At 31.7% G+C, this 26,130-nt stretch carries 19 protein-coding genes; 15 read left to right on the top strand and 4 right to left on the bottom strand.

From position 1 onward, the window contains the following. Nucleotides 1–225: 225 nt before the first annotated feature. Together HNR33_RS19415 and HNR33_RS19410 are read left to right on the top strand one after the other, a co-directional pair. Nucleotides 226–1,452 carry a S41 family peptidase gene (locus tag HNR33_RS19415; RefSeq protein WP_429086785.1) on the top strand — a complete coding sequence of 409 codons (1,227 nt, stop codon included), beginning with the start codon at nt 226–228 and terminating at the stop codon, nt 1,450–1,452. Between the two features lie 61 nt (nt 1,453–1,513). Then, complete coding sequence (locus HNR33_RS19410) at nt 1,514–2,671, top strand: PDZ domain-containing protein (RefSeq protein ID WP_429086783.1); 1,158 nt, start codon at nt 1,514–1,516, stop codon at nt 2,669–2,671. A gap of 12 nt (nt 2,672–2,683) precedes the next feature. On the opposite strand, the gene HNR33_RS19405 is transcribed toward HNR33_RS19410, so the two are convergent. Continuing rightward, the gene (locus tag HNR33_RS19405; RefSeq protein ID WP_429086780.1) at nt 2,684–4,258 is read right to left on the bottom strand and encodes a hypothetical protein; all 1,575 of its coding nucleotides are present in this window, start codon (nt 4,256–4,258) and stop codon (nt 2,684–2,686) included. Nucleotides 4,259–4,687: 429 nt separating this feature from the next. On the opposite strand from HNR33_RS19405, the gene uvrB reads away from it, so the two are divergent. Continuing rightward, a complete protein-coding gene (gene uvrB, locus HNR33_RS19400; RefSeq protein WP_429086777.1) occupies nt 4,688–6,661 on the top strand; it encodes an excinuclease ABC subunit UvrB in 1,974 nt (657 codons plus the stop codon). A 54-nt stretch (nt 6,662–6,715) separates the two neighbouring features. Then, complete coding sequence (gene uvrA, locus HNR33_RS19395) at nt 6,716–9,541, top strand: excinuclease ABC subunit UvrA (RefSeq protein WP_429086774.1); 2,826 nt, start codon at nt 6,716–6,718, stop codon at nt 9,539–9,541. Between the two features lie 177 nt (nt 9,542–9,718). Here uvrA (HNR33_RS19395) and HNR33_RS19390 read toward each other — a convergent pair whose 3' ends face one another. Further along, on the bottom strand, nt 9,719–9,988 hold the full coding sequence (locus HNR33_RS19390; protein WP_429086773.1) for a CD3324 family protein: 270 nt from the start codon (nt 9,986–9,988) through the stop codon (nt 9,719–9,721). 183 nt (nt 9,989–10,171) lie between these two features. Here HNR33_RS19390 and HNR33_RS19385 point away from each other — a divergent pair, with 183 nt between their 5' ends. The 9 genes from HNR33_RS19385 to HNR33_RS19345 all read left to right on the top strand — a co-directional run bounded on the left by HNR33_RS19385 (nt 10,172) and on the right by HNR33_RS19345 (nt 22,392). Next, entirely contained in the window at nt 10,172–10,714 is a 543-nt protein-coding gene (locus tag HNR33_RS19385; RefSeq protein WP_429086771.1) for a copper amine oxidase N-terminal domain-containing protein, read from the top strand. A 269-nt stretch (nt 10,715–10,983) separates the two neighbouring features. Beyond that, a complete protein-coding gene (locus HNR33_RS19380; protein ID WP_429086768.1) occupies nt 10,984–12,288 on the top strand; it encodes a helix-turn-helix domain-containing protein in 1,305 nt (434 codons plus the stop codon). A 33-nt stretch (nt 12,289–12,321) separates the two neighbouring features. Further along, complete coding sequence (gene uvrA, locus HNR33_RS19375) at nt 12,322–15,195, top strand: excinuclease ABC subunit UvrA (RefSeq protein ID WP_429086765.1); 2,874 nt, start codon at nt 12,322–12,324, stop codon at nt 15,193–15,195. 171 nt (nt 15,196–15,366) lie between these two features. Continuing rightward, on the top strand, nt 15,367–15,918 hold the full coding sequence (locus HNR33_RS19370) for an RNA polymerase sigma factor (protein ID WP_429086762.1): 552 nt from the start codon (nt 15,367–15,369) through the stop codon (nt 15,916–15,918). Then, a complete protein-coding gene (locus HNR33_RS19365; protein ID WP_429086759.1) occupies nt 15,911–16,603 on the top strand; it encodes a DUF4367 domain-containing protein in 693 nt (230 codons plus the stop codon). The genes HNR33_RS19370 and HNR33_RS19365 overlap by 8 nt, the downstream gene beginning before the upstream one ends. Nucleotides 16,604–16,683: 80 nt before the next feature. Beyond that, complete coding sequence (locus HNR33_RS19360) at nt 16,684–17,118, top strand: hypothetical protein (RefSeq protein WP_429086758.1); 435 nt, start codon at nt 16,684–16,686, stop codon at nt 17,116–17,118. A 112-nt stretch (nt 17,119–17,230) separates the two neighbouring features. After that, the gene (locus tag HNR33_RS19355) at nt 17,231–17,617 is read left to right on the top strand and encodes a hypothetical protein (protein WP_429086755.1); all 387 of its coding nucleotides are present in this window, start codon (nt 17,231–17,233) and stop codon (nt 17,615–17,617) included. Nucleotides 17,618–17,677: 60 nt separating this feature from the next. Continuing rightward, complete coding sequence (locus HNR33_RS19350) at nt 17,678–21,694, top strand: FtsX-like permease family protein (RefSeq protein WP_429086753.1); 4,017 nt, start codon at nt 17,678–17,680, stop codon at nt 21,692–21,694. Between the two features lie 5 nt (nt 21,695–21,699). Continuing rightward, complete coding sequence (locus HNR33_RS19345) at nt 21,700–22,392, top strand: ABC transporter ATP-binding protein (protein ID WP_429086750.1); 693 nt, start codon at nt 21,700–21,702, stop codon at nt 22,390–22,392. A gap of 75 nt (nt 22,393–22,467) precedes the next feature. On the opposite strand, the gene HNR33_RS19340 is transcribed toward HNR33_RS19345, so the two are convergent. Continuing rightward, on the bottom strand, nt 22,468–22,704 hold the full coding sequence (locus HNR33_RS19340) for a hypothetical protein (protein WP_429086748.1): 237 nt from the start codon (nt 22,702–22,704) through the stop codon (nt 22,468–22,470). 175 nt (nt 22,705–22,879) lie between these two features. On the opposite strand from HNR33_RS19340, the gene HNR33_RS19335 reads away from it, so the two are divergent. Both HNR33_RS19335 and HNR33_RS19330 read left to right on the top strand, forming a co-directional pair. Beyond that, entirely contained in the window at nt 22,880–23,785 is a 906-nt protein-coding gene (locus HNR33_RS19335) for a GNAT family N-acetyltransferase (RefSeq protein ID WP_429086746.1), read from the top strand. A 144-nt stretch (nt 23,786–23,929) separates the two neighbouring features. Then, nucleotides 23,930–25,306, top strand: coding sequence for a bifunctional metallophosphatase/5'-nucleotidase (locus HNR33_RS19330; RefSeq protein WP_429086744.1), 1,377 nt, complete (start codon nt 23,930–23,932; stop codon nt 25,304–25,306). A 109-nt stretch (nt 25,307–25,415) separates the two neighbouring features. Here the strand turns inward: HNR33_RS19330 and HNR33_RS19325 are convergent, their stop codons facing one another. Beyond that, nucleotides 25,416–26,105 (bottom strand): hypothetical protein, encoded by a 690-nt coding sequence (locus tag HNR33_RS19325; RefSeq protein WP_429086741.1) that lies wholly within the window; start codon nt 26,103–26,105, stop codon nt 25,416–25,418. Nucleotides 26,106–26,130: the final 25 nt, after the last annotated feature.

Below are 26,130 nucleotides of genomic sequence, written 5' to 3'. Positions count from 1 at the left end.
TGAACAATGTGAAGGCCAGCGTCTTTAGGCGCTGGTCGGTAACAGCCCCTTATAGGGGCAGAGCAAACCACCCGTTAGACGGGTGGTGCTGATTCAAGATATAGCATGATTAATGTAAACTTTAGGAAAAAGTACCAATAGCCTTTGAAAAAAAGAAATAGTGGTGGTATAATGTTTACATATATTTAATAAAATAGATTAGACGACATTTACTGGGGTGAAAATATGATATCAAAAAAGAAAGCAGTAGTTGGAGCTATAGTAATAACATTAATCACGAGTTTATTAACCTTTGCAGTTAGTAATACAATTCAAATACATTATAAGCATAAAGTCGTATTACCTAAAAGTGAATTTGAGGAGTATGCTAGAGCATACCAAAAGTACTCTAAGGTCATGGCTTTGGAGAACTTTGTAAAACAAAATTATCTCAATGATGTAAAGGATGAAACATTATATGAAGGAGAATTGAAAGGATTATTTGAATCATTAGAAGACCCGTATTCTGTATATATGACCAAGGATGAGTTTTCTGATTTTATGGAGCATACAAAAGGAACTTACGATGGTATTGGTGTTATTGTGACTCCTGGAGAGGATAATTTAATAACAGTGGTGTCTCCTATAGAAGATACTCCAGGTGAAAAAGCAGGAATAAAAACAGGAGATAAGATTGTCAAGGTAAATGGCAAAGAATTTACAGCTGACAAAATGGATGATGCTATAAAAACTATGAAGGGTAAGGCTGGAACTGATGTGTTATTAACTATAATGAGAAAAGATAACCAGGGAAACTCAGAATTTTTAGATAAGAAAATAACAAGACAAGAAATAAGATTAGTAAGCGTAAAATCACAGATGCTAGAAGATAAAATAGGTTATATAAGAATAGTGTCATTTGATGATTTAACAGATAAGGACTTCAAAACACATCTCAAAGCATTACAAAAAGATGGTATGAAGGGATTAATCATAGATTTACGTAACAACCCAGGTGGACTACTAGATGTATGTGCAAATGTGGCAGATGAGCTTATGGGAGAAGGGACAATAGTCTATACAGAGACTAAAAATAAAGAAAGAGAGTATTTAACATCTGATAAGAAGAAACTAGGCTTGCCTTTAACTATACTTGTAAACGAAGGAAGTGCTAGTGCATCAGAGATACTTTCTGGAGCAATTCAGGATACAAAAACAGGAGTATTAATTGGGACTAAAACATTTGGAAAAGGAATTGTGCAACGTATTAAGGAGCTTCCTGATGGATCAGGTTTCAAATTAACAGTTTCTGAATACTTCACACCAAATGGAAAGAATATACATGGTAAAGGTATTGAACCAGATATTATAGTAGAAATTCCTGAAGGTGTAGAGCAAATAGGAGTAGAGAATATAAAACAAGATACGCAGCTTCAGAAAGCATTAGAAATTATCAAAAGCAAGATTAAGTAAGAAACGTAGCCATTAGTCAAACTAATGGCTATATCTTTTTCGATACCAAAGGAGTGCTTTTATGAATCAGTTAATAGAAATAGGAAGTATATTTATCCAATCTATATTTTCAATTATTAAGGCTCCAATTTTTTGGATTTTGATACTTATTTTATACTTACAATACAATAGACTTGGAAAGATAGAGAGAAAAGTGCTAGGTGGAAATAAACAATCAATCTATGAGAGAATAGTATATTCAACATTATCAGGAATACTTGGAGGAGTATTAGGTAGTATTATAATGCTGATCTTAAGGATAACTGTTGAAATAGATGACTTTGGACTTATATTCATTCTAGCTTTACTGTTAATGCTTATTAATCCTAGATTTTTATGTTTTTCTTATTCAGGTGGCATAGTATCATTAGTGAGCCTTATTTTTGGATATCCCGATATAGATGTATCAAGCATAATGGCAATTGTTGCAATATTACATCTTATTGAAAGCTTTTTGATAAGAGCAGACGGATACAAAACAAGAATACCAATGTTTATAGATAGAGAGGGAGCTACAGTAGGCGGTTTTAATATGATTAGATATTGGCCTGTTCCATTTATTATTTTAATGCCTTCAAATCAGACAATATTAATGGGTGGAGTTATAGCAGCATTAGGGTATGGCGATATGACTTTTACAGAGTACCCTAAAGATAAAGCAATTCAATCATCAAAACGCTTATTCGTGTATAGTATGGTACTGTTAGCTTTATCAGTATTATCTGCAAAAGTGTATTTCTTAAAATTTATAGCAGCTCTATTTGCTCCTTTAGCACATGAGTTTTTAATTCAATATAGTAGAAAAAAGGAACGGTCAAGAAAACCTATATTCACTCCTGTTAATAATGGAGTGCGAGTTTTAGAAACAAAGCGAGATGGTATAGCTGAAAAGCTTGGAATTAAGATGGGAGATGTAATTTTATCAATAAATGGCATAAAAGTTGGGTCAGTAGAGCAGATGCGGAATATTTTAAATAATATTTCATCATACATATGGATAGATTACTATAACAGAAATGGACAATTAGTAAATAAAGATTATTGCGATTATAAAAACGGGATAAAAGACTTAGGTATATTAGTAGTACCTAAATATTCTCCATATGTCTTTGACATAGATCAACAACAAGGCTTTATAATAAAAGCATATAAATGGGTTAAGAGGAAGCTGGCTATTTAAGCCGCTTCCTCTTTAATTTAAAATATTATTTAAATCTATAGAATATATTTGACTTGTATCTAAATTGTCTATAGGTGGAATAGCACTAAAATAAATTGTATTTGCCTTACTGTTATAATATACTGTTTCACTTATAACATGACCGAGTGCTGTAAGATCGCCGCTATTTAGTTTATATATGAATGAAGAAAATTCTGTGCCATAGTTTTCTCTGCCAACTAGAACTAAAGTATCAGAATCAATAATTGAAAAACTTCTGATATCCATATCTGTTACTGATTTTTTTACTTTATTATTTATATCATATAGCCATAGAGTGCATTTATTTTGGTTTATTACATTTTTTTTGTATACCAGTATATTTGAATCAATAAACTTAGGAATATGACCTGAGTCAATTTTTTTCAGTTCTTTTCCATCACTAGTGATAAATATTTCCTTAGTGTTTTGTTGTTCATTGAACTCAGTAAATACAAACTTTTCGTTATAGACATCAAAATCAGAAATATTCTTGCTTACAGAAAATAATATCTGATGCTCATTTTTCTCTAAATCAAACGATAGCAATGTAGCTCTAGATTTTTCATCATTATTTAGGGCATAAAGCTTTTTGCCATACCATTCTATATTCCAACTGTGTTTATAGGCTAAAGGTGTAATTTTCTGTGTTGTATTATCACTAAGGTTTACAATAAAAATATCTGTAAGCTTTCCATTATGTTCTATTATAGCTATCTTACTTAAATCAGGACTAAACTTAGCAGAATATATGGTGTTATGAGTGGAATAAATCTTTTCCTTTTTGTTTTTTTGTATATCATAGAGCCAAAGATTCTGATAATCTCCATCTTTATTGTTTATTTTTTGAATATAGATTATAGACTTTCCATCTACATAGTCAATTATATTTCCTTTATCAATGGTGGTTGAAATTATCTGTTGATTTGTTTCTATAAACTCCCCACTTGATGCATCTACCCTAGCCTTAAAGTAAACTAGCGGAAGATCAATTTGCTCCTTTGCAAAAATATTATGAAGGTCTACATCCCAGATGTATTTGTTATCTTCATTAATCAAATTAATTTTAGGGACAGTGTTTGACGTAATCTTAAATTGTGCATAGATATTGTTTAGAACTTGGTTTTTATCATATGCTACTTTAATTGGCTCATAGTTTGAGTTTATAATGCTAAACTTAGTGTCTTTAAGTGTTACATTGTCAATACCGTCAAGCTTAATTAATAGCTGAGGTACAACAATATCCTTTTTGTTTTCTTCAATAGTCCGACTTGCGTAAATTTTAATTTCGTTGCTAGCTTTAGTAATTTTATCTATATTTATCTTAGAACACTCAACAATTCCTAGATTTACTAGAAAAGCAGGTTCAGTATCTTTATCAACTATTTCCACATGAGGATTAACAGATTGGAAGCCTTTAGATAACGTTGTTCTTTCGATCTGAAAATCAATTGATTTTTCCACAGAAGTTGATGCTATAGGACCTTCAACTGGTTTGTTGTTTTTATTATTCACACTACATGCTGTAAGTGTTAGCATGATAGAAAGAAATATTACTTGCTTCTTCATTGATAGCCTCCTTCCTAACTTTCACATTATTAATATTCAACATAGAAAGCAAATGACCTTCTTTATTAGAGAAATTCTTTATTTTTATATATTTTTTTTGACATATTGACTTAAATTGGGATTATATATATAATTAATACGAACAAGTGTTCCAAGCATGTATGTTTAGAATAATATGTTTAGAATAAATCTTTTGTGATATAAATAAAAAGTATATATTAACACAAATTACTTAGACTTATTATTGACCAAAATAGTTCCAAATTATATCAAGAATTAGCATATAATTCTAAGAATATCTTGGAAAAATTCAGAAAGTATTACAAATGTTTTCTTATAAAAATGCTTGATGTTATTGCTATAATGATTATTATAGGAAAATAACAATACTATAATCAATGTATTTTGTTTAATAATTGGGGTGATATTTTGAATAGATTTAAGATAAAATCAGAGTTTAAACCAACAGGAGACCAGCCTGCAGCCATTGAAAGCTTAAGTCGAGGTATCTTCGATAATATTAAGCATCAGACTCTTTTAGGGGTAACAGGATCTGGAAAGACTTTTACAGTTGCTAACATTATTGAAAAAGTTCAGAAGCCAACTATAGTTATTGCTCATAACAAAACGCTGGCTGCGCAGCTAGCAAGTGAATTCAAAGAGTTTTTTCCAGACAATGCAGTTGAATATTTTGTAAGCTACTACGATTATTATCAACCTGAGGCTTATGTTCCTCAGACAGACACTTATATAGAAAAAGATTCGTCTATAAATGATGAGATAGATAAACTAAGGCACTCGGCTACGGCGTCACTATTTGAACGTAAAGATGTCATAATTGTTGCTAGTGTTTCATGTATATATGGATTAGGAGATCCTATTGATTATGAAAACCTTGTTTTGTCATTAAGACCAGGAATGATCAAGGATAGAGATGAAATTATTAGAAAACTTATAGATATCCAATATGAAAGAAACGATATTAATTTTATTAGGGGTACATTTAGAGTTAGAGGAGATGTTATTGAAATCTTTCCAGCATCTTCGAATGAAAATGCAATAAGAGTTGAGCTATTTGGTGATGAAATAGATAGAATAACAGAAGTGAACGCACTTACTGGAGAGATAATCGGATTAAGACAGCATATTTCAGTATTTCCTGCATCACACTTTGCTACAAGTCAAGAGAAAGTAGATAGAGCTATAGTTAGTATAGAAGAAGAACTAGATGCAAGATTAAAAGAACTTACAGCTGATGATAAACTGCTTGAAGCTCAAAGACTTAAGCAGAGAACAATGTATGATATAGAAATGCTTAGAGAAATGGGATTTTGCCAAGGTATAGAAAATTATTCTAGACACATAAGCGGAAGACCAACAGGCAGTAAACCTTACACTTTACTAGATTATTTTCCTGATGATTATTTGATGATAATAGATGAGTCTCATGTTACACTGCCACAGGTTAGAGGTATGTACGCAGGTGATAGGTCTCGTAAGACAACACTTGTAGACTATGGGTTCAGACTTCCTTCTGCTTTAGATAATAGACCTTTGAAGTTTGATGAGTTTGAGCAACATATAAATCAGATAATCTACGTAAGTGCAACTCCAGGTCCATATGAGTTAGAACATTCACAAAGTGTAGTTGAACAGATAATACGTCCAACAGGACTACTGGATCCAGAGGTTGAAGTTAGGCCAACTAAAAATCAAATTGATGATCTAGTTAAGGAAATAAATATTAGAGCAGAAAAGAACGAAAGAGTACTAGTGACTACTTTAACAAAAAAAATGTCTGAGGATTTGACTAACTATTTTAAGGAAATAGGAATTAAAGTTACGTATCTTCATTCGGATATAAAGACAATAGAAAGAATGGAAATAATAAGAGATCTTAGAATGGGAAAATTTGATGTTTTAGTAGGAATAAATCTATTAAGAGAAGGTTTAGATCTGCCAGAGGTTTCTTTGGTTACAATATTAGATGCAGATAAAGAAGGTTTTTTGAGGTCTGAAACTTCTATGGTGCAGACAATAGGAAGAGCAGCAAGAAACTCAGAGGGTAAGGTTATAATGTATGCAGATAAGCTTACTAACTCAATGACAAAGGCTATCAATGAAACAAACAGAAGAAGATTCATTCAGACGGAATATAATCAGCAATATGGTATTGTCCCTAAAACAATAAAGAAAGGTATTAGAGATGTAATAGAGGCAACAAAGGTTGCAGAAGATGCAGAAAAGTATGGTTATGATGGCATTAACGATATGACAAGTGAAGAGATCAATCAAGCAATAAGTAGATTGGAAGCAGAAATGATGGAGGCTGCAGAAAAGCTTCAATTTGAAAGAGCTGCTGAATTGAGAGATAAGTTAACGGAGTTAAAGGATAAGCTGTAAACAATTAATATAAGATATTTTATAAATTTTAAAAAGAGAGTATGAGGTGGCAAAATGCAAAAAGATAAAATCATTATAAAAGGAGCGAAAGAGCATAACTTAAAAAATATAGATATTGAGCTCCCAAGAAATAAATTTATAGTTTTAACAGGGCTAAGTGGCTCTGGTAAATCTTCACTTGCATTCGATACTATATACGCAGAAGGCCAAAGAAGATATGTTGAAAGTCTGTCTGCTTACGCCAGACAATTTCTTGGGCAAATGGAAAAGCCAGATGTTGAATATATTGAAGGATTATCGCCAGCTATCTCAATAGACCAAAAAACGACTAGCAGAAATCCAAGGTCAACTGTAGGGACAGTAACTGAAATATATGACTATTTGAGGTTGTTGTTTGCACGCGTGGGAACGCCCCACTGTCATAAGTGCGGCAAAGAAATAACATCACAAACAATAGATCAAATGGTTGATCAAATAATGGCGATTGAAGAAAGAACGAAGATACAACTTCTTGCTCCAATTGTTAGAGGAAGAAAGGGAGAGCATCAAAAAATATTTGAAACTATAAGAAAAGAAGGATTTGTAAGAATTAGAGTCGATGGAGAATTAAAAGAGGTTAGCGAAGATATAAAGTTGGATAAGAATAAAAAGCATTCTATTGAAGTAGTTGTAGATAGAATTGTCATAAAAGAAGGAATAGAGCAAAGACTTACAGATTCGCTAGAGACAGCTCTAAAACTAGCTGAAGGATTAGTCATAGTTGACATAATTGATAAAGAAGAGATGCTTTTTAGCCAAAAGCTTGCATGTATAGATTGTGGTATTGGAATAGATGAGCTATCTCCAAGAATGTTTTCATTTAATAGCCCATTTGGAATGTGTCCAGTATGTAACGGATTAGGAAGTCATATGAAGGTTGACCCAGAGCTTGTTATACCCAATCCAAATCTTTCTATAAATCAGGGTGCTATTGCTCCATTTTCAAATACTTCAGATGACACATATTACTTTAAGATGTTTAAAGCAATAGCAGATGATAATGGTTATGACTTAGATAAACCTATAAAAGATGCTCCTAAAAAGTTCTTAGATGAATTACTATACGGCACAGGGGATAAAGAAGTTGAGTTTGAATTTGATAGTAGATTTGGTGGGTGGAAGACACACAGAGCACCGTTTGAAGGAATAATTCCTAATCTTGAAAGAAGGTATGGAGAAACTGTCTCTGACTACATGAGAGAAAAAATTGAGAGTTTTATGAGCGTCATCCCATGTCCTGAATGTAATGGAAACAGACTTAAGCCTGAGAGTTTAGCAGTTCTAATTGGTGGACTGAATATTTCACAGCTTACAGATATGTCAGTTAGACAAGCTGTTGATTTTGTAGAAAAATTGGAGCTAACAGAAAGACAGGAATTTATAGCACATCAAATATTAAAAGAAATAAAAGAAAGATTAAACTTTCTATGTGATGTAGGGCTTGATTATCTTACGCTTTCTAGAAATGCTGGTACACTATCAGGAGGAGAATCGCAAAGGATAAGACTTGCTACTCAGATAGGTGCAAGTCTAGTAGGTGTGCTATATGTACTGGATGAACCGAGTATAGGACTTCATCAAAGAGATAATGATAGATTACTTAAGACTTTAAGAAATTTAACTGACTTAGGAAATACTCTTATAGTTGTTGAGCATGATGAGGATACTATGCACTGCGCTGACCATATAGTTGACATTGGACCGGGAGCAGGTGTACATGGAGGCTATGTTGTGGCTCAAGGAACTCTTGAAGATATTGAAAATTGCGAAGACTCTATTACTGGACAATACCTTAGTGGAAGAAAGCAAATAGAGATACCAAAAAAAAGACGTAAACCAAACGGTAAATGGGTAGAAATTATAGGTGCAAATGAAAATAACTTAAAGAATATAAGTGTTAAAATACCTCTTGGTGTTTTTACATCTATAACCGGAGTATCAGGTTCAGGAAAGAGTACTTTAATTAACGAAATACTATATAAAAGGCTGGCGCAAGAGCTGCATCGTTCAAAGCAAAAGCCAGGTAAGCATAAAAATATTAAAGGAATAGAGCACATAGATAAGATAATTGACATAGATCAATCTCCTATAGGCAGAACTCCTAGATCGAATCCAGCAACGTATACTGGAGTATTTGACCAAATAAGAGATGTATTTGCAATGACTCCAGAGGCTAAAATGAGAGGATATAACAAAGGCAGATTTAGCTTTAATGTGAAAGGCGGACGATGTGAGGCATGCAAGGGTGACGGAATAATAAAAATTGAGATGCATTTTCTTCCAGATGTATATGTACCTTGTGAAGTATGTAAAGGCAATAGATATAATAGAGAAACGTTGCAGGTTAAATACAAAGGAAAGACTATTTCTGATGTGCTTAATATGACTGTTGAAGAATCATTAGAGTTTTTTGACAATATACCTAGTATTAAAAGAAAGCTTGAAACAATGTATGATGTAGGTTTAGGGTATATCAAGCTTGGACAGCCATCTACACAGCTTTCTGGTGGAGAGGCACAGAGAATAAAGCTAGCAACAGAGCTTAGCAAGAGAAGTACAGGAAAGACATTGTATATACTTGATGAGCCTACTACAGGACTTCATATAGCAGATATTCATAAGCTAATAAAGGTACTTAACAAGTTAGTTGAGGCTGGAAATGCAGTTGTGGTTATAGAGCATAATCTAGACGTTATAAAGACATCTGACTATATCATTGACCTAGGACCTGAAGGTGGAGATAAAGGAGGAACAATAGTAGCACAAGGAACTCCAGAAAAAGTCTGCAAGGTTAAAGAATCATATACAGGGTATTTCTTAAATAAAATTCTTAAGCAGTAGAATATAAAAAGGCAGTGGAATCCATCCACTGCCTTTTTGGTTCTAATTAGTGAACCACCCTTTTATTTTCAAATCTATTATCCCCTTTCCTACTAGTCTGACCGGTCAATTATATTATCTCATACAGGCAACTAGGATTATAGGAAAAGAATGATTTTAATTATTCTCAACTTATTGCTAACCTTCTTTTTTTCCATATACTATTTTTTTAATAGTTTCTTCACTAAGATAAAACGCTTGAGCGAGTTCATTGATAGAAGAACCATCTTTATAAAGCTTTAAAATCCTATTATTTCTTTTATCTAGTAAATGCCTTGTTCCACTTATATATCCCCATCCTATCTTATTACTCTGTTTAGGAATATAAATTAATCCACCTTCAATATATTTTTGAACCTCTTTCAATAGGTGGGCTGGCAATATTTCTGCTGCGTTCCTGTAACTCAATGCAAAATACCCCCTGTAAAATTTTACTGTGATTTGCGAATGTAGATCTGACTCTCATTTTAAAAACCCACCTTTCTTAAAAGTATTTACTATTATTCTACTATAATATGGTTCTAAATTCAAATGTATACAAACTTATTTTCAGTCAATAATCTTAGTAAAGAAAGCTTAGGGGGTAAAGAGATGAGAAGAAAAGTAATGATGTCAACCTTAATTTTATTTGTCTTACTGTCGAGCGTAGTACTAGCTCAAGGGTATTATAAAAAAATAGAAGTACTTTATAATAGTATCAAGATTCAAGTTGGTGAAAAGACTATAGAATCTGATGCAGAGCCTTTTATTTTTGGGAATAGAGTATTCGTACCTATTAGGACTGTAGCGGAAGGAATAAATTGTGATGTAAAGTGGGATAACAAAACCAAAACAGTGCTAGTCAAGAAATATATTGATTTTCCTGAATGCGATTATTTAGCCGGAGAGCTATTTGTGTATGGTATGATAACAGAGATTGATTATGATAACAGAAAGATAGAGATCGAACAACACTTTGATGACAATAGCATAGAAGTTACTCCACTACTTGAATTAAATGAAGATGCTGTAATATTACTTCAAAGAAATGATAAGAAAATGAACATTGAATTTTCCGATTTAAAATGTGGAGATGATATAGGGCTGATATTAGATAAAAATAAGAAAGTCAGAGGAATGATAATAACATATTAGATCAATAACGTAATTAATAAAAAAAATCTACGTCAATCTAGAAGCTGATTGGTGTGGATTTTTTTATATTAAAAGAATCTTAGTATTATAGCTTATATAAGTACAATAGATTATGCTTTATTTAGTTGAATGAGGAGATAATCAAAAATCAAATACTATATCAATAAGTGCTCAATCATAGCATTTATCAGTGTTTACAATACATCAAATGATGTCAAGAAAAGAAAACATCTATATGCTATAATATTTTCAAAGGTTGGTGATGAAATATGTCTAATTATTATAATAATCTGCAGAAAGCTCTGAATTATATTGAAGAACATGTAAAGGAGAATATTTCGCTTGAAGAGTTATCTGCATTGTGTTTTTACTCTACACATCATTTTCATAGGATATTTCAATCCATAATAGGGATACCTGTTACAGATTATATACGAAAGAGAAAATTATCTGTAGCAGCGTGGGAAATAATTGAAACAGATAAGAACATAGTAGATATAGCATTAGATTATGGGTTTAACTCTCATGAAACATTTTCAAGAGCATTCAAGAGAATATTTGATATTACTCCTAATGATTATAGAAAGCTGAATACACATGCGATACCTGCTGATTTCTGGAAAGTTAGTTTTGCCGATAGTGACTTGCAAAAACGATATATGAGGGCGGTTGAAACCTTATGTGAAAGATTAAAAAGTGATGTTAATGTCCTTGCAGTGATTATAATGGGAAGTCTTTCTTATGATCAGGTGTGGGAAAAATCTGATATAGATATGACTATTATCGTTAATGACAACTGTAAGCTTAGGTCTGAATTATGCCTTTTGGAAGATAATATATATATAAATGGTCATGTAATGACTAGAACTGAATTTAGAAGAATCATCGGAAAAAATTCTCAGGCTTCAGTAACACATTCTTATTACTCATTAGGAACATTGGTTTATTGTAAGGATGAATCACTAAAGGAACTGTTTGAGAGCATTTGTGACACGAGCGAAATAGGTGAAAGAGATAAGTCCTATGCTTTAATGGAAAAAACAGAATGGGTTCTTTGGAGATTATATAAGGCAGAAAAGTGGCTGAAGGTTAAAAGTGATGTTCGATACTCCTATTTATGGATAACTGAAGCGCTAAAATACATAGCTGCAATAGAGGTTTTATTAAATAACAATATTCCTTCAAGAGAGGTTATTTTACAGGCTTTAAAGTATAATAATCCAATTATTGAAAAACTATATATTAGACTGATGGACGAGAGAAAAAATAGTATAAATATATCTCAAGCTATTGATATGATTTATGACTATTTAAGACAACATATTAATCTTATATGCAAGCCTATTCTAGATTATTTTGATAAGGCAAATGAGATGAAAGCATTTTCAACAATTGTACAAGATTTTAATAATACTATATGCTCCAATGTTATTTGCGAGATATGTGAATGGCTTTGTGAAGAGGGGATTCTTGTAAAAGATATCTCAGAAACACATATTACCAATAAGACTAATACTATTGTATATGAACCAGCTTATTTTAAGAGCGACATGGATATTGATGTATTCATATAGAAATATCTTTAGTTGTTGAAAGGGAGTGGTTTAGTGTTAGGAAAAAAGGATATTGAGATAAAGGGCGCAAGACAGAACAACCTTAAGAATATTAGTGTAAATATTCCTAGAGACAAGATTACTGTTATAACAGGTGTAAGTGGATCTGGTAAATCTTCACTTGCCTTTGATGTTATTTATGGAGAGGGCCAGAGAAGATTTCTTGATTCATTACCTACGTTTTCACGAAACAGGATTTCACAGCTTAAGAAACCAGACGTAGATTTTGTATTTGGCTTATCTCCAGTAATAGCTATAGAACAAAAAAGAGGACTTGTTAATCCAAGATCAACAGTTGGAACTATGACAGACATTTATGATTATATGAGGTTACTATATGCTACTGTTGGAACAGTTAAGTGCCCGTATTGTGACGAAAAATTTGACATTAAGACATCTGGGCAAATAATTGAAGCTGTATTGTCATTACCAGCAGGAACGAAGATTGAATTTTTAACACCTGTATGTAAGTTGTATGGAGAAACCTATGAATTTCTTTTTGATGAGATAAGACAGAAGGGGTATAGTAATCTGGTTATAGATGGTAAGAGGATTGATATAAGTGAAGAAATTGATATAGATGAATATTGTGATCACGATATTAAAATAGTCATTGATAGATTTGAGGTAAAGAAAAATATTGAGAAGAGCATAACTAACTCTTTAGAAACTGCATTAGCGGTAATTGGAGAACATGTTCTTATTGCAGAGATTATTTCAGAAGATGTGTCGAAACAAGTGAAAGACAAATTCTATAGCAGCTTTGGGTGTAAAGAACACCATATTACCATGGCAAACATTGAATCACATTATTTTGCATTTAATAATATGTCTAGCTCTTGTAGAACTTGTGGAGGGATAGGAACTTCCAAAAAGGCAGATCCAAGGCTAATGATTATTAATCATGAGAAAAGCATTAATGAAGGAGCATTTGATCCAAGTGTATATAACAGCCGAGGGGAAATAACATACAAGCATTTAATTATGTATAATATTGCTAAACATTATAAATTTAGCTTAGATACACCTTTTAATCAACTTCCTGATGATATCAAAGATATATTATTTTATGGAACAAAAGGTGAAAAGATTACTATAGAATCACCACCTAATTCTAACAAGAGACACTGGATTATTGGCAGAACAATTCAATTCAGTGGATTCGTAAATCAGACAGAACACTGGTATAGGGAAACAATAAGGAAGGATAAAGTAAATGAAGCAGTTCTTGAATGGTTTAAAAACAAGATGGTAGAGTATACTTGTCCAGACTGTGGAGGTAAAAAACTAAAGAAACAAAGATTCAGTGTTCTTATCAATGATAAGAATATACATAAATTATGCTGGATGCAGTTAACAGAATTATATGATTTTATGGAGAATTTAACATTCCCACCTAATAAAAAACATATAGCTGAACCAATAATCCAGGAGATAAAAAAGAGGTTATTATTGCTTATAGAGATTGGTCTAGATTACCTTTCTCTAGGAAGGAGAGCAGATACAATTTCTGGTGGAGAAGCGCAAAGAATAAGATTAGCTTCACAAATTAGTTCAGGACTTATGGGTATGATATATATACTTGACGAGCCAAGCGTAGGTCTTCATGCCAGAGATAGCAAAAAAGTAATAAAAATACTAAATCAGCTCAGAGATATAGGGAATACAGTCATTGTAGTTGAGCATGATATGGAAACAATAGAAAATGCTGATAATATAGTTGAGATTGGTCCAGGACCTGGCATACATGGTGGAGAGATTGTAGCAACAGGAAGTATTGATAAGATAAAGAAAGCTAAGCATTCTATAACTGGAAGATATCTTTGTGGAAAAGATATGATAGTTGTTCCTAAAGAAAGACGCAAGTATAATGGCAATAAACTGACTATTTTAGGAGCTAAAGAGAACAACTTAAAAGACATTGATGTAGAAATCCCACTAGGTATTCTTGTGTGTATATCGGGGGTTTCAGGCTCAGGAAAGAGTAGTTTGGTCAATGAAATCTTATATAAGAAACTTAAGAGTTTATCAGACCCAAGAATTATTCCAGGAGAACACAGAAGTTTAGAAGGATATGAACATATAAATGGTATTATAAATATAGACCAATCTCCTATTGGAAAAAGCAGTAGATCGAATCCAGCAACATATGTAGGATTATTCGACAGCATAAGGCGGTTATTTACTGAAACTGATGAATCTATAGAAAATGGTTATACTATCGCGAATTTTAGCTTTAACAGTAAAAACAGCGGTAGATGTGAACATTGTAAAGGAGATGGAAGGATAGTTACAAAGCTACAGTTTATGCCTGATGTCGAAACTGTATGCCCGATATGTAAAGGGCAACGATATAAAAAAGATATACTAGATGTTAGATATAATGGGAAAAACATATATGAAGTGCTTGATATGAGTGTTGAAGAAGCCGCAGAATTCTTTAAGGATAAGAAAAATATATATCATAAGCTTAACATTATGAATCAATTAGGATTAGGATATCTCAAATTAGGTCAGCCATCAACAACCCTGTCAGGTGGAGAAGCTCAGAGAATCAAGCTAGCTTCTGAACTAGGAAAGATAAAGAGAGGGACAAGTAATCTTTATATATTAGATGAGCCTACTACAGGACTTCATATTTCAGATATTAAAAAGCTGTTAAGTTGCTTGAATCTACTTATAGAAAAGGGTCATACTTTACTTGTTATAGAACATAATTTGGAGGTACTTAAAGCAGCAGATTATATTATTGATCTTGGGCCTGAAGGAGGAAAAAATGGAGGGTATGTGGTAGCGAAAGGAACACCAGAGCAGGTAAAAGAAGTTAAAGAATCTGTGACCGGACAGTTTTTGAAGCAGGTTCTGTAAAACCATGACTGCAATAACCCCGTCAGACTGTGTGATAATTACTACACAGTCTGACGGGGTTATTGCTTCAAGCAAGAAGTCTACCGATTAACAGATAATGAATTATGTGGTAAAATGTTCATATTAACAGAACAATTGTCTCGTTCAAAAAAAGACAACTGGGGTGATTATATGTTAATATACTTAAATCTAATAGCGGAAGAGTCTGAAAAAACAAAGTTCGAACATCTGTACGAAGAATATAGACATACTATGTTCTATGTAGCTAATAGTATTTTAAAAGATGAACACTTAGCAGAAGATGCAGTACATAAGGCTTTTATAAAATTAATTGATCATTTAGAAAAAATAAAAGAAATAAAGTGTCACAAAACTAAAGGGTTTTTAGTTATTATAGTAAAGAATATTTCAATAGATATGTACAATAAAAGAAAAAAGGAGAATATAGTATTACTAGAAGAGACAAGTAACTTTTCAAACAAGGCTCTAGCCTCTGAAGAGAGATTACTTGAAGGTTATGAAGATAGCAATTTAATAAAAAAGATACTAAAACTGCCACCAAATTATTCTAATATATTGATGATGAAGTATGCTCATGGGTATACAGACGAAGAAATAGCAGATATATTGGACATATCTAAGGCAAATATTAGAAAAAGAGCAGAAAGAGCTAGAAAAGCTTTATTGAAACATATAGAAGAAGAGGGTGGTATAGATGGGTAATGAAAACGCCTTAGACAATATTCTAATCATGGCTTTCAAAGAAGCCGAATTAATAGTATTAGAAAATATTTCAGAAAAAGAATCGAAAGAAAAACATATATTCTCAAATAAATTTAAAGATAAGATGAAAAAGCTAATTGCCTATGAAAAAAGAAGAGCGAGAATGAAAACACTATATTATTTTAAGAAAGCAGTAGCTGTGCTTTTGATTGTATTGACAGTAGTTTTTGCTTCAACTATGAGCGTAAAAGCTTGGAGAGTAAAACTATTTAATACAATAATAAATATATTTGAAAAGTTCTCAGAAGTAAGATATGAGGGTGTAGATAAAAGTGCAGATAAAATAGAAGACAATACTTTCTATGCTCCAAAATATATGCCTACTGGATTTAATACAGAAAAGGAAGACATAAATTTTTTTGGACAATTAATAATTTATAAGAATAAAAATGGAGAAGAAATAGTATTTGAGCAATATAAATTAGAAAATAGAAAAATGATAATGGATACAGAGGGAACAGAGTTAGAATCTATGAATATTAATGGTTTTGAAGGCTATTTTTATAGCAATAAAGGAATAAATAATATCTTCTGGGATGACGGGTATTACGGATTTGTTATTTCATCGTCAATTAATAAAGAAGAAATAATTAAAATAGCAGAGAGCATCAAAATAAAAAAATAAAAAACTTTTCAAAAAAGTGTCACAAATCATCTCCTATTTTGGTTATATATATGAAGACTAAAATAAGGAGATGATTTTTTATGAGTAAAAGAAAAATTTTATGTTTAATTATAGTTGTTCTCTTGTGCCTATCTTTTAGCATAGGGGCATATGCTGACGATATCATATGGGAAGAACCCAAAGAATCATCAATTTCAGTTCAGATGACTTATATTAATACTACTTCCAATGATTTTGCAATATCAGCAGGACAAGCATATGTTGCTTGTTCAATAAGAGGATATAATGGCGTTACAGATAAAGTGACCATATATGCTGACTTACAACAATGTAAGAACGGAAGTTGGATTACAATTAAAAGCTGGTCAGAAACTTCTAACGACTATATGGGAAGTATCAGCAAGACTTATAGTGTAGATAAAGGATATACATATAGAGTAAGGGCATCTTTTACTGCTTATAGTGGAGGAAGCTCTGAAAATATAAGTAGTACAAGTAATACAGTAAAGTATTAATCATAGGATATTAAATTTTAATGAGTTAACAGTACAGGAGGTGATTCCGTTGATAAATTTTAATTTGTAGTGCAAGCTGCGATAATAATCAACTTAAAGGAGGTGAATTATTATGTCTAAAAAGATAGCTATTGTAATTATGGTTTTTTTTATTTGCATACCATTTGCAGCAACTGCGATATCTGATGGTAACAGTATAGAACCTCGATATATACCTGTAGAAGCTAATATGGATCCAAACCATCAACATGTATTTGATGATATGCCAGAAGCATATTTTGATGGAGAATGGGGAGGAGGACCAACAGGAGATTATCATGTTGAAGTAAGTTATGGTGATGGTAGCAGTGGAGAAAATTATTATACACATTCTACATCAGGTTTTTATAATCATCATTATAATACAAACAAAAGTTCAGGGTATGAATGGACTGTGAAGCTAACTGTAACTGATGGCAATAGTACAGATACAGACAGAGTAGTGGTAGAACGCTACTAAATAATATCCATAATCTAGGGTGGCATATGCCACCCTAGATTATAAAATGGAGGAATATATATGTTTAAGTATATATTGAAAACATTGAAATATTATAAGATACAGACAATAAGCTTGCTAATTGCTCTTATAGCCATTCAATCAGGAATTTGTACAGGAATTTTATCTCTGTATCAGACCCAGGTAAATGTTTCAGAGGATATAGAAAATTACTCAAGAGATATATATGACATTTTAGTTCGTCCAGAAAACAGCGAGAGCCTTACTAAACAGATAGAAAAAAACAGACTAATAGAGCCTAATTATTTGTCGAAAGGTGAAGGTGGGATTTCTATTGAAGATTGGAAAGAAATACAATCTATTCAAGGGATTGAAGTGGCAGCACCAGCAGCTTCAATGGGATTTTTTAATAATAGCAAAAACAGTGTTCAATTAGAATTACCATTGGACTTTGCTATACGAGCAGATATAAGCTATAAAACCACAGATGGTTGCCACAAATATGATATTATTCCGGAAGGTGGAAACAGTGATAGTACAGCAATTTGTATAAATAATGTTGATAAATTAGATAGACCTTACGTTAGTTTAAAATCTTCAGATACAAGTCTAAGAGGTTCAGAAAATGGAATTTTTTTACAATGGTTGCTTCCGCCAATATACAATTTTTTAGTTGCTGTAGACATGGAAAGTGAGAGGAGATTAACTGGATTAGATATTGGTGATGTAGAATATATTTTTTCAGAACCATTGGAAGAGCGATCAAAGATAGGGGATTATGATGCTTATGATATTCCTGTTCTTGTTAATGATGAGGTTAAAATTCCCATAGAAGTAAATATCAAAATTGAAGAATTAGGAAAAATACGAGATGAAGTGGAAGAATTATTAATTAAAGATAAAAAAATTCCGCGAAATTCCACAAGAGAAGAAGCAAAAGAAAAAGCAATGCTAAGAAGAGAAATAGATAATAAAATTAAAAATATAAAAGGAATAAATGAAAAAAATATTAGACTAGATTTATCAAAGTATTTAAACGCGTTTCAAACAACTGGAATAGTTTATCAATATCTAAATGGCGACATAAAACTAACTAACGAAGGATTAATACGTTTTTTCCCAGCAATTGAATATTACACAACTGAAGGAATAGAATATGGTACAGAAAAATCAAATGATGATATAGTTATGATTCCTAAACCTGTTGGCATAAAAGATGAGCAGATACAGTACAATCAGCTCAAAGAAAAAGGTAAAGATCGTACTATTAGTATTGAGGAGTACGTAAAAAAAGGAAATAAAATATATAATTTGGTCCCTGTAGCTAATACAAGTTTTTCAGGACCTAAAAGAAATGAATTAGTTAAAGCACCTTTAGGTGTATATGGCTCTGAGAAATTTTATATTGAGGATGATGAAAAAGGAAGCCAATTAGAGGGAAAAAGGGAGCTTTATCCCACAACTACTTTAGGTACCTTTCTTCTTCCAGCTGCGCATGGGTTTACTACTCTGGAAGCAGCGGAGCTTATAAAAGGTGACAAACCTATAGATGCCATAAGGGTAAGAGTAGCAGGTGTAGATAGCTATAATAGAGATGGAAAAGCAAAAATCGAAAGAGTAGCAGAAGAAATAGTACTTAAGACTGGACTTCATGTAGATATAGTTGCTGGTTCATCTCCAAGAGAAATAAAACTTAAACTTCAAGACTATAAAGGTATTAAAGGAATAGGACAAGTTGTGACTTCGTGGATAAATCTAAATGTCTCCACTATGGTACAGAAAGAATTTAACTTATTGGTGATAACCATAAGTGCATTTTTCATAATAATTTCATTGATATTTTTATATAATCGTACTCAAGTCTATATATGGCATAGAAGAAAAGAAATAAAGGTATTAAAAGGAGAAGGTTGGACAAAAAGGCGAATTTCAATTATGTTATCTTCTGAAACAATCATTGTTTGGCTATTATCCATGATAGGAACAGGATTCATAGGAATATTTATTAAGAGAATACTATCAGTTTCATGGCTGCTTTTTTTTGAATGTTTCATAAGCATAATAATTATAGGAGGAGTTGTATTATATATAAGTGCTTACAATTCAACTTATAGATCATACGAGAAAATATTTAGGAAAGAAAAAAATAGAAACGTAAAAAGTAGAAATACAAGTAATTCTGCTAAATTTTTATTTTGGGCAGATATGCATTATTACAGAGACAGATTAATGCTCATGATTATTCAGATACTTATAGGAGGAGCATTGTGCTTCTTTTCATGGTTTGCAATTTCAGCAGTAGAAAGCCATGTGACAACTACAGTATTTGGGGCTTTTATTCACGCAAGAGTTGGATCATGGTTAAAGCTTATAGGAATATCAACATTTTTGTTAGTATTATTAACATTTTTCGATTCAATATTATCATATTTTGATCTGAGAAAAAAAGATATTCAATTGCTTAAGCAGTTAGGATGGCAAAAGGCATATATAAATAAGCTAATGTATCCTCAAATAGTAATACCTACTGCAATAGCGAGTATATCGGCTATTGCAGTAGGTACAATTTTTACTAAAATGATTTATGAAAAATTTTCAGTACCAATAGCATTGGCAATAACAGCAGACATGATATTGCCTATCATATCTCTGTTGATGACTTATACTTGGATAGATGATATATATAGAACAGGTAAAGAAATGGCAAAAGCAAAAAAACTACGTCACCAAATAGCATTAGCTTCAGTTTTTATTTTAATAGCAGGTATATTTGTTAGTACTAGAATTGGGAACAGATTTAAAACGGTAACAAATGAAGGTAGTATAGAAGATAATAATGCACATGAAAATGGTAATATAGCATTAAAAATGATAGATGAAATAGTAGGTTTAGGTAATAGACCGGTAGGTTCAGAGGCAAATCAGAAGGAAATTGAAATACTGTGTGAATTCTTAGAAGACAGTGGATTAGAAGTACAAAAAAAAGAAGTAAAAGTTCCTCCTTATAGAAGATTAAAGGAAGGTTCAAAGCTGAAAATAAACAATCATGTAGTAGATTTTCTTAGTATAATAGTTGACCTTTCTTCTACAGTAGAAGGGAAAAAATATGAGATAGAAGATAGAAATCCAATAATAATTAATTTAGAAAATGTGGACAAAGAAGATATAAAAGGGCATATAGTTATGATTGACAAACATCTATCCATAAATGACTTAAAAGAAATAATAAGGAAATCTAAAGATAAAGGAGCACAAGCTATAATTCAAACAGATATAAATGGTACTAATCAAAAAATAGAAGATGTGAAGCTTGAATTTGAGGTTGTAGAATTGTATCAGGGCTATAGCTCTGAGAACATATGGGTTGACATAGCAGGAAGAAATGAAGGAACACCTTTCCTTGTAACAACTAATCATGGTAGTGTTGGACCAGGGGCAGTAAATAATGCAAGTGGAGTAGCAGCATTAGCAGTATTAGCAAAGGAATTTAAAACAAATACTCCTACTCATCCAATAAGGTTTTTATGGGCAGCAGGGGGAGAAGAAAATGTAGATGGAGGGATTGCAAGATACTTAGAGCCTAATCCAAAACATTCTGGTGCACTAGTATTGAAAAGCATTGGGACAAAAGACAGATTATTTATAGGTTTTAGACGAGATAACCTCTATGGTAGTAGTGGCAGGGTACAAAATATTGCAAAAGATGTAGAAGAAAAGGATTTGATATCCTATGTAAAGGAAATTGGCATACATCACTCTCAAGTATTCGATTTAGATCATCCAATTAATGTTGAGTATATAAAGCATGATGGAGATATAGAAAAACTTATCACTCCAGATAAGTGGATGGAAATAACTCAAGAAATTTCTCATGAAATAAAGATGTTTTTTCAACCTGGTGTAATGACAAGTACAGGAGGACTTATTGGAAAAACAGGGATTCCAGAAGTTGATTTTTTCAGACCTTCACCTTATCGGAATACCTATAAAGATACAATAGATAAGATAGAATTAAAAATTTTGGGAAAAGATATACATTTTGCAGAAAAAATCATAAGAAAAATAACTGAGGAGTGATGGTTATGTTATCTAACAATACTGAATATATAGTAGGACTTAAAAATGTGTACCACGCCTACGACATGGGGGAAATATCTGTAAAAGCATTAAAAAACATAGAATTAGAAATAATCCAAGGAGATTATGTAGCAGTAGTAGGTCATTCAGGTTCAGGTAAATCTACGTTGCTACGTATAATTGGAGCTTTGGAAATTCCTACAAAAGGTGAGGTACATATGTGTGGGAAAGCTATAAACAAAATGAATACAAAAGAGCTTATCAACTTGAGATCAAATGTAGTGGGCTTTGTCTATCAGGATTTTCAACTTCTACCTCAATTAAGTGCATTAGAAAATGTAATGATACCTCTTATGCCTATGATGAAATATGATCTAGCTAAAAAAAGTGCTGAAAAATCATTAGAAACAGTTGGGCTAAAATTACGAATGAATCACAAACCTTCAGAATTATCTGGTGGAGAGCAGCAACGAGTTTCTATAGCTAGGGCATTAACAAGAGAGCCAAAGATATTACTTGCAGATGAACCTACTGGAAATTTAGATACATCAACTAGAGACCAATTAATGGAGATATTAGATGATTTGAATAAAAAAGGTCTGTCTATTATTATTGCAACTCATGATATGGAAATAGTTACTCATTGTAATAAGTATATAAAGCTTAAGGATGGGGAAATAGTTAAAGAGATTCAATAAATTTATCTGATATCAAAGTAAACTTGATGTATAATTAATTAAAAATGATGTAACAGAACTATCAGACTGTTATCTTCAATCTATGGAAGATCCTAGTAAAATTTTGTGTAAACCGTATAAAAAGCACTCTTCTTTGCTAATAATTGGAATGGATAGAATACCAATAATTATAAGGAAGAGTATTTTTATGTCGAATATTTCAAACTGTTTATATCTATAAAAATTACCTTTTACAAAAACAAAGTATTCATATTCGGAATCATGAACATCTTGATTTTGCATACCATAAGTTCTTTTAATATCTTTCTTCATTATAAATGATACATTTGCATTTAGAAAGCCTAAATTGGTAAATTAGGTTTATTTAAAGAAAAGTGCTTATAAGTACTTGTATTTTGTGGGAGAAAAGAGATATGGTAATATTTAATATAGGGCATGATTTTAAATTGCATGTAAAAGTTAGATAATAATTCAGGGGGGTATTTACATGACTATTATATCAAGAGCATATAACAGAGAAAAAGATTATGAAAAAGTATCAGATTTTTTAGTAAGAACTTATAATGATAACAAAACCTTTCAAAACTGGCTTCAGCCAAGATGGGAGTATATGCATTATCATTCTTATTTTTATGATCCAGACATAAAGAAAGTTCATGATAAAATAAGTATATGGGAAGATGATGGGAAAATAGTTGGAGTTGCTCATTTTGAGCTTTCGCTAGTAGATTGCTTTATTGAGATTGATTCAAAGTATTCACATTTAATAGATGAAATGGTTGAATATGCAGAAGGTAATTTGAGTGGACAATTTGAAGGTAAAAATTTACTCTCAGTTTATGTAAATGAATTTGATGAAGAGTTTAAAGAAATTCTAAAATCAAGAGGATTTAAAAATGAAGAGAAATACAATGAATATATGTCTATGTATGAAATAAGAGATTCGGTTCTAAGCATAGCTTTACCAGAAGGATTTAAGCTTCAAAGCTTAGAAGATGAAAATGATTTAAATAAAGTAGATAGAGTTCTATGGAAAGGATTTAACCACGAAGGTGAACCAGATGGGGATATTTCAGGAAGAAAGCTGATGCAGTCTGCTCCAAACTTTAGAAAGGATTTGAATATTGTTGTAGTAGAACCTGAAGGAAACTATGTATCATATTGTGGTATGTGGTATGACAATGTAAACAAGATTGCTTATGTTGAGCCAGTAGCGACAGATCCTGATTATAGAAAAATGAGACTTGGAAAAGCTGCAGTATTAGAGGGTATAAGAAGATGCAAGGCTTTAGGTGCTACAAAAGTCTATGTAGTATCCAACAAGCAATTTTACTTAAATATAGGATTTGAAATAGCTTATAAAATGGAAGCATGGATAAAGTATTTTAATTAATTATCGCAAAGTAAAGGGACGTCAGACTTTTTTACAGTCTGACGTCCCTTTTTTACACTTTAGAGAACTTCAAAATACCTAAATTATGTAACATAAGTTAGAGTTATGATATAATTTGGATATGGTTCAAAAGGAGGGAGAAATGTGAGACTAAACATATTACATACAAACGATATTCATAGTAATTATGAGAACTTTTCTAAAATAGTAAGTAAAATGAAAGAATTAAGAGATGAAAATACAATCGTTCTTGATGCAGGTGATTTTGCTGATTTTAAAAGGATGGAGCTACAAGGAACAGATGGAGAGGCTGCATTAGAGTTATTAGAGTGCGCAGGTTACGATGCTATAGCTATAGGCAACAATGAGACTTTTAATGGAATCGATACATTAATAAATATGGCTACTAAAGCCAAGGTTCCGTTTTTAAGTAGTAATGTATATAAAATAGGATTTAAGGCAATTGACGGTGTGAAAAAAAGCATTATTTTAAATAAGAATGGGTTAAGGATATTAATTATAGGAGGATCACCAGACTTAGGACCTTTTAATGAATTAAGTGGAATTAGTGTTAAAGAGTGTTTAGAAGCAATAAAGGGAGAAATAGAAGCAAATAAAGGAAAGTATGATTTATGTATAGTTTTATCTCATTTTGGAATGGATAAGGATAAAAAGATTGCAGAGGAGATAGAAGGTATCGATGTAATAATTGGTGGACATTTTCACATATTGATGGACAAGCATGAAATAGTGAACAGTAAAATTATATTTACATCAGGCTGCTTTGGAGAAAATGTCGGATTGTTAAGAATGGAAATAAATAATGGTAATATAGAGGTATTAGAAAGTAGAAACATAGATGTACAAGAATGCGTTCCGTGTAATGAAATTATAGATATATTAAAGGAGAATAAGGAAAAAGCAATTGGTAAATTAAGTGAATCTCTATATGATCTTGAAGCTGACTTATGGCATGATATTGTTGAGGAAAATCCTATAACCAATTTACTTGCTGATGCCTTAGTAGATGTACTTAAGTGTGATATAGGTATTATAAATAGCGGGGTAATAAATGGAGGTATCAGAAAAGGTGAAGTTTCATTGAAAAAGCTTTTAGAGATATGTCCATCTCCACTAAATCCTACCTATTTTGAGATACAGGGAAAGTATTTAAAAGAGGCTTTGCAAAATTCTTTAGATACTGATTATTGTTATGCAGACGGCAAGGGACCAGGATTTAGAGGTAAATATTTAGGAAGGTTGCATGTTTCTAATGCACTAATTGAGCATAATGGAAGAAAGATAATAAATATCTTAATTAACGGGGAAACACTTGACCCTGAGAAATGGTATGCAGTTGCGACCTCAGATTATCTCCACAGAGGTACAGGATATACTTCACTTAAAAACAATAGAAATGTACGATATAACAGAGAGTATTTGAGAGATACATTAAAAGAATACATAGAAAAGAGAGATTTTGTTAATAAGTGCTTTATTGATAGATGGATGAAAAAATAGAAGATATAATTATCAAAGACAAAAGAATAGAGTTAGAGAGAACTGGAAATATTTCAGTTCTCTCTTTTAGTTTGTTTCTAACTCCTATTAATTTTCTTTTATGATAAACCTACGAAAACTTCCTCATTTCTATTTTCTGCTGAACTAATATCCCCATAACCTGTCTTTTAGTTTCTTCGTCTATTTTGAATTCAAGCTTGCCTTGTTCATTTATTAAATATAGCTCAACATGTTCCGGGAAAATAAAATAGCTGTCTATATCATAATAGCTGTAGACTCCAGAGTCGTTATGAATATCTACACTCTGTCCAAAAGGTATTTCAACTCTTATATCAAATCCTGAAACAACAATTCCTTTTCTAAGAAAATAAATCTTCATATTCTTATTAGATAGTCTTAATAAAGCTTCTATGATCACAATAGTGCCTGCGAACAGTAGTATTCGTATGATTAGGGTATAATCTAGAATGATTCCTTTGAAAAATGAAGCAAAATAAACTACTGCTACTAATAAATACAGCCATAATTTCTCTTTAAGAGTAAACCTACTGATATTGATCGACAATAGTGTTGAATTTGCTGATAGAGTCTTCTTATTCATTATGTATCTAAATAAGGCTTGAATAAAAATAAAAAACAATAGTCCGATTGTAAAGAAAAGAGGGTATATAATATTACTAATAACATTTAAGGACAATTCTTGAACCATTGGGCTTATAATAAGAGAAAGCATGGATACAAAAATTATTGATGAAAATAACGAAAAAAGAAATAAAACAGTCTTTTTAGCGATAGACATTAAAAATCCTCCTTAAGTCGATTAT

It is taken from the genome of Brassicibacter mesophilus, from assembly GCF_050433385.1.
In the GTDB taxonomy this organism is placed as follows: domain Bacteria; phylum Bacillota; class Clostridia; order Tissierellales; family Proteiniboraceae; genus Brassicibacter; species Brassicibacter mesophilus.
This window is presented reverse-complemented; position numbering and strand designations above follow the sequence as displayed.